General features: G+C 71.1%; 6 protein-coding genes. 1 reads left to right on the top strand and 5 read right to left on the bottom strand.

Translation table 11 applies throughout. The features are described 5' to 3' along the window. On the top strand, positions 1-654 hold a 654-nt coding region (gene pdxH / locus FNH04_RS40365; RefSeq protein ID WP_228031906.1), incomplete at its 5' end, for a pyridoxamine 5'-phosphate oxidase. 62 nt (positions 655-716) lie between these two features. On the opposite strand, the gene FNH04_RS40360 is transcribed toward pdxH, so the two are convergent. The 5 genes from FNH04_RS40360 to FNH04_RS40340 all read right to left on the bottom strand — a co-directional run. Then, complete coding sequence (locus FNH04_RS40360) at positions 717-1301, bottom strand: TetR/AcrR family transcriptional regulator (RefSeq protein ID WP_228031908.1); 585 nt, start codon at positions 1299-1301, stop codon at positions 717-719. A 47-nt stretch (positions 1302-1348) separates the two neighbouring features. Then, positions 1349-2101 carry an enoyl-CoA hydratase family protein gene (locus FNH04_RS40355; protein ID WP_322725270.1) on the bottom strand — a complete coding sequence of 251 codons (753 nt, stop codon included), beginning with the start codon at positions 2099-2101 and terminating at the stop codon, positions 1349-1351. After that, positions 2098-3702: a 4-coumarate--CoA ligase family protein gene (locus FNH04_RS40350; protein WP_152791149.1), complete on the bottom strand. Its 1605-nt coding sequence runs from the start codon at positions 3700-3702 to the stop codon at positions 2098-2100. The genes FNH04_RS40355 and FNH04_RS40350 overlap by 4 nt, the downstream gene beginning before the upstream one ends. Positions 3703-3787: 85 nt before the next feature. After that, positions 3788-4951 carry an acyl-CoA dehydrogenase family protein gene (locus FNH04_RS40345; protein WP_152791147.1) on the bottom strand — a complete coding sequence of 388 codons (1164 nt, stop codon included), beginning with the start codon at positions 4949-4951 and terminating at the stop codon, positions 3788-3790. Positions 4952-5033: 82 nt separating this feature from the next. Further along, positions 5034-5574: acetyl-CoA carboxylase biotin carboxyl carrier protein subunit (locus FNH04_RS40340; protein WP_194236983.1), on the bottom strand; the 541-nt coding region annotated here is incomplete at its 5' end.

The following is a 5574-nucleotide window of genomic DNA, read 5'->3' as shown; positions in this document are numbered from 1 at the left end:
GCCCCCGCCCCGGACCCCGCCGCGATGCGCAAGCAGTACCGGGCCGAAGGACTCGACGAGCATGAACTCGCCGACCATCCCATGGTGCAGTTCGAACGCTGGTTCACGCAGGCCGCGGCCGAGGGCGCGGTGTTCGAGCCGAACGCGATGGTGGTCTCGACGGCGGACGCCGAGGGCCGGCCGACCTCCCGTACGGTGCTGATGAAGGCGTACGACGAGCAGGGCTTCGTCTTCTACACGAACTACGACTCCCGCAAGGGCCTCGACATCGCGGGCAACCCGTACGTCTCGCTGCTGTTCCCCTGGCACCCCATCGCCCGCCAGGTGGTCGTGACCGGGACGGCCCGTCGTACGGGGCGTGACGAGACGGCGGCGTACTTCCGTACCCGTCCGCACGGCTCCCAGCTGGGTGCCTGGGCCAGCGCGCAGTCCTCGGTGATCTCCTCACGCGCGGAGATCGACACCGTGTACGACGAGCTGAGCGCCCGCTATCCGGAGGGCGAGCAGGTGCCGGTGCCGCCGAACTGGGGCGGTTTCCGGGTCGTGCCGCAGACGGTGGAGTTCTGGCAGGGGCGGTGGAACCGGCTGCACGACCGGCTGCGGTACGTGGCGGAGCCGGGCGGGGCGTGGCGGGTCGAGCGGCTCAGCCCCTGAGGTGGCTCGGCCCCTGAGGTGGCTCAGCCTGTGAGGAAGCTCAGCCTGTGAGCGCGTACGTCTCAGGCGAGGGCCTCATCCAGGAGTTCGGCCCACTGCGCCACCACCCGGTCGCGGCGGCCGGTGTCGTCGGTGAGGAGGTTGGCGAGGCCCAGGCCGCGGGCCATGTCGAGGAGGCCCTGGACGGTCTCACGGACGCCGGGTACGGACTCGTCCGCGCCGAGCAGCTCCACGGCGATGCGGTGGGTCTCGCGGCCGATCCGGTCCTCCAGTTCCGTCACCCTGGGGCGGAGCTGGTCCTCGTTGGAGGCGGCGACCCACAGGTGGAGCGCGGCGCGGAAGAGCGGGCCGGTGTAGAGGTCGACCAGGGCGGCGATCACGGCCCGGCGGTCGGCGGCGCCCTCGGGGAAGAGGGCGCGCAGGGCCGTGGAGCGCTCTTCGGCGACGTACTCGACGGCCGCGGTGAACAGGTCCTCGCGGGTCCGGAAGTGGTGCTGGGCGGCGCCCCGGGACACGCCGGCGCGCTCGGCGACGACGGAGACCGTGGAGCCCGCCCAGCCGTGTTCCGCGAGGCAGGCGACGGCGGCTTCGAGGAGACGTCGGCGGGTGGCCCGGCTGCGGTCCTGTTTGGGCATGCGTTCGACCATGGTCGCCTCGTCCGTACGCGTACCGCCCGTGCCCACCGCGCCCGTGCTCACACCAGCCATGCGGGATCCCGTCTTTCCAGGAAGGCCGTCATTCCCTCGCGGGCCTGCGGGGAGGCGAACAGCTGGGCCGAGAGGCCGGTCAGCCGGGACGCGTCCTGGTCGAAGCCCTGCAGCACCTTAGCCGTGAGCAGCCGTTTGGTCTCGGCGAGGGCTTCCGGGGAGGCGCGGCGCAGGCCGTCCAGTACGGGGGCGAGGACCTCGTCGACGCCGTCGGCGTCCCCGTCGTCCGCCGCCGCCGTGATCAGGCCGATGCGGGCCGCCTCGGCCGGTCCGAAGGTCTCGCCGGTGAGGTAGTAGCGGGCGAGGGCGCGTGGGTCCGTACGGGGCAGGAGGGGCAGCGAGATGACCGCGGGGGCGACGCCGACGCGTACCTCGGTGAAGGCGAACGTGGCCCGGTCGGAGGCGGCCGCGATGTCGCAGGCGCCGAGGAGGCCGAGGCCGCCCGCCCGTACGTGTCCGGCGACCCGGGCGACCACGGGCTTGGGCAGGGCGACGATCTTCCTCATCAGCTCGACCAGCGCCTCCGGGGGCGGCGGGTCGCGCAGGTCGGCGCCCGCGCTGAAGGTGTTGCCGGTGTGGGTGAGGACGACGGCGCGTACGTCGTGGTCGTCGCCGTACCGGGTCAGCGCGTCGGCGAGCTCGCCGACGAGCGCGGCCGACAGGGCGTTGCGGTTGGCCGGTGAGTCGAGGGTGAGGGTGGTGATGCCGCGGTGGTGCGCGGTGTGGACGAGGTCCGTCACGGTTTCTCCCCCAGTTCCCGGACCTTGCGCTGTTCCTGGAGGTCGCGCAGTTCGCGGCGGAGGATCTTGCCGGAGGCGGCGCGGGGTACGGCGGAGAGGAAGGTGACGCGGCGGACGCGCTTGTAGGGGGCGACGCGTTCGGCGACGTACATCATGACCTCTCCTTCGGAGAGGTCCGTGGCGGTGGGCTGGCGGACCACATAGGCGTGCGGGACCTCGTTGTTGTCGTCGTTGTAGAAGCCGATCACGGCGGCGTCGGCGATGCCGGGGTGGGTGAGCAGGAGGGCTTCGAGTTCGGCGGGGGCGACCTGGAAGCCCTTGTACTTGATCAGTTCCTTGACGCGGTCGACGATGTACAGCCAGCCGTCGGCGTCCACGTGTCCGATGTCGCCGGTGTGGAGCCAGCCGTCCGTGTCGATCATCGCGGTGGTGGCGTCGGGACGTCCCAGGTAGCCCTTCATGACCTGGGGGCCGCGGATGAGGACCTCGCCGGGTTCGCCGGCGCCGAGGTCCTCGGAGGGGTCGTTCAGGGAGACGATCCGCATCTCGGTTCCCGCGATGAGCTTGCCGACGGTGCCGGGGGGTGCGTCCTGGGCGGTGTCCAGGGGGACGAGGTGGGTGCAGGGCGAGAGTTCCGTCATGCCGTAGGCCTGGCTGACGGGCGGCAGGCCGAGGCGCCGGGCGCAGGCCTGGGCGAGGCGGGCGTCCAGGGGTGCGGCGGCGGAGACGATGTACGTCAGGGACGACAGGTCGTACTCCGCCACCTTCGGGTGTTTGGCGAGGGCGAGGACGATCGGCGGGGCGACGAACAGTCCGGTGATGCGCTGCTCCTCGATCGCGGTGAGGAAGGTTTCGAGGTCGAATCGGGGCAGTACGACGACGGTGGCGCCCTGTTTGAGGGGCGCGTTCATGAGGGCCGTCAGCCCGTAGATGTGGAAGAACGGCAGCACGGCGAGGACGCGTTCGCCGGGGCCGAACCGGGTGGCGGGTTCGAGCTGCGCGAGGTTGGTGGCGATGGACCGGTGGGTGAGCATCACGCCCTTGGGGATGCCGGTCGTGCCGGAGGAGTACGGCAGGGCGGCGATGTCCTCGGCGGGGTCGATGTCGAGGTGCGGTTCGGGTGCGGTGGTGGCGAGCATGTCGATGAGGGACCGGTGCCCCGGGGCGTTGTCGCAGACGAAGATCTCCCGTATGCCTCCGGCGCGTTCGGCGGCCGTGCGCGCCGTCTCCAGGAGGGGCGAGACGGTGACGATCCAGCGGGCGCCGGAGTCGGTGAGCTGCTTCGCGAACTCGTCGGGCGTGGCGAGCGGGTGCACGGTGGTGACCGAGGCTCCCGCGCGCGTGGCGGCGTAGAAGGCCGTAGGGAAGGCGATCGTGTTCGGGCTGTGCAGGGCGAGTACGTCGCCCTTCTCGACACCCGTGTCGGCGAACGCGGCGGCCAGCCGCCGGTGGAAGCGGTCCAGCTGCTCGTACGTGATCGTGGTTCCGTCGACGCCGTCGATCAGCGCGGGGGTGTCCCCGAACTCAGCGGCCCGGCCCAGGACGGCCTCGTGGATGGGGAGTTCGACGGCCGGGACGTCTGCGTACTCGCTGCGGAACATGGGTCCTCCTCGCACGACGGTGCACGACGGTGTGCTGCGGGGTACGTCCTGGGGCGGCCCCACACTCAGTACGTGGTCCCCGCACTCAGTACGACTTGGGCAGGCCCAGGGTCTGGTGGGAGACGTAGTTGAGGATCATCTCGCGGCTCACCGGTGCGATACGGGACACGCGTGCGGCCGTGACGAGGGAGCCGAGGCCGTACTCACGGGTGAGGCCGTTGCCGCCGAGGGTGTGCACGGCCTGGTCGACGGCCTTGACGCAGGCTTCTCCGGCGGCGTACTTGGCCATGTTGGCGGCCTCCCCGGCGGCCGTGTCGTCCCCGGAGTCGTAGAGGAGGGCGGCCTTCTGCATCATCAGGCGGGCGAGTTCGAGTTCGATGTGGGCCTGTGCGAGGGGGTGCGCGATGGCCTGGTGGGAGCCGATGGGGGTCTTCCACACGGTGCGGTCGCGGGCGTACTCGACGGCCCTGGCGAGGGCGTACCGGCCCATGCCGATCGCGAACGCGGCCGTCATGATGCGCTCGGGGTTGAGACCGGCGAACAGCTGGAGCAGGCCCGCGTCCTCGTCGCCGACGAGGGCGTCGGCGGGGAGCCGTACGTCGTCGAGGGTGAGCTCGAACTGCTTCTCGGCGGAGTTGATCTCCATGTCGATGGCGCGCCACCCGAAGCCGGGCGCGTCCTTCGGGACGACGAACAGGCAGGGCTTGAGCGTGCCGGTGCGGGCGTCTTCGGTGCGGCCCACGATGAGGACGGAGTCGGCGATGTCGACGCCCGAGATGAACACCTTGCGGCCGGTGAGCAGCCAGTCGCCTCCGGCGTCCCGGCGGGCGGTCGTGGTGATGCGGTGGGAGTTGGAGCCGGCGTCGGGTTCGGTGATGCCGAAGGCCATGGTGCGGGTGCCTTCGGCGATTCCGGGGAGCCAGCGCTGTTTCTGGGCGTCGGTGCCGTAGCGGGCGATGACCGTGCCACAGATGGCCGGGGAGACGATCAGCATGAGGAGGGGGCAGCCCGCGGTGCCGAGTTCTTCGAGGACTATGGAGAGTTCGGCTATGCCGCCGCCTCCGCCGCCGTGTTCCTCCGGGAGGTTGACCCCTAGGTAGCCGAGCTTGGCTGCCTCGGACCAGAGCTCGTCCGGGTAGCCTCCGGCGGCTGTGACTCGGGTGAGGTAGTCGCGGCCGTACCTCTTGCCGAGGGCTGCTACTGCTGTTCTTAGGGCCTTGTGTTCTTCGGTTTCCATAACGGGGCTCATGGGGCTCCTAAGGGGGCGGGACTGATTGTCGTTTGGAGGGTGCGGCTTGCGTCGTGGCTTGTCGCGCAGTTCCCCGCGCCCCTTACCTGTCCTCGACCACGGCCAGCAAGGTGCCCACCTCCACCTGGAGGCCTGGGGCCGCGTGCAGGGCCGTGAGTGTTCCCGTTGCCGGGGCGGTGATCTTGTGTTCCATCTTCATGGCCTCCAGCCAGAGCAGGGGTTGGCCCGCTTCCACCTGGGCTCCCTCGGTCAGGCCTTCGGCCAGGCGTACGACCGTGCCGGGCATCGGGGCCAGGAGGGAGCCGGGGGCGTGCTGGGCGGTCGGGTCCGGGAAGTGGGGCAGGGCGGTGAGGGCCGTGTTGTTCACGTACACCTGGTCGCCGTGGCGGGACACCTCGAACTTCCGCCGGACACCGTCCACTTCGAGGACCACGCGGGTGGCGTCCGCGTGCACGACCCGTACTCCCTCGGCGGTCAGGCCCGCGCGCGTGTGGTGGTACTCGACCTCGTGGACCTCGTGTTCCTCGCCCGCGAGGGCGTAGCGCTTGGTCTGGGGCCCGGAGGGCAGGTTGCGCCAGCCGCCGAAGCGGGAGCGTCCGTGGGCGTCGGCGAGGGCTGCGGCC

The sequence above is a fragment of the Streptomyces phyllanthi genome (assembly GCF_009377205.1).
In the GTDB taxonomy this organism is placed as follows: Bacteria; Actinomycetota; Actinomycetes; order Streptomycetales; family Streptomycetaceae; genus Streptomyces; species Streptomyces phyllanthi.
The sequence above is the reverse complement of the archived record's forward strand: the minus strand, read 5'-3'. Positions and strand labels throughout refer to the sequence as shown.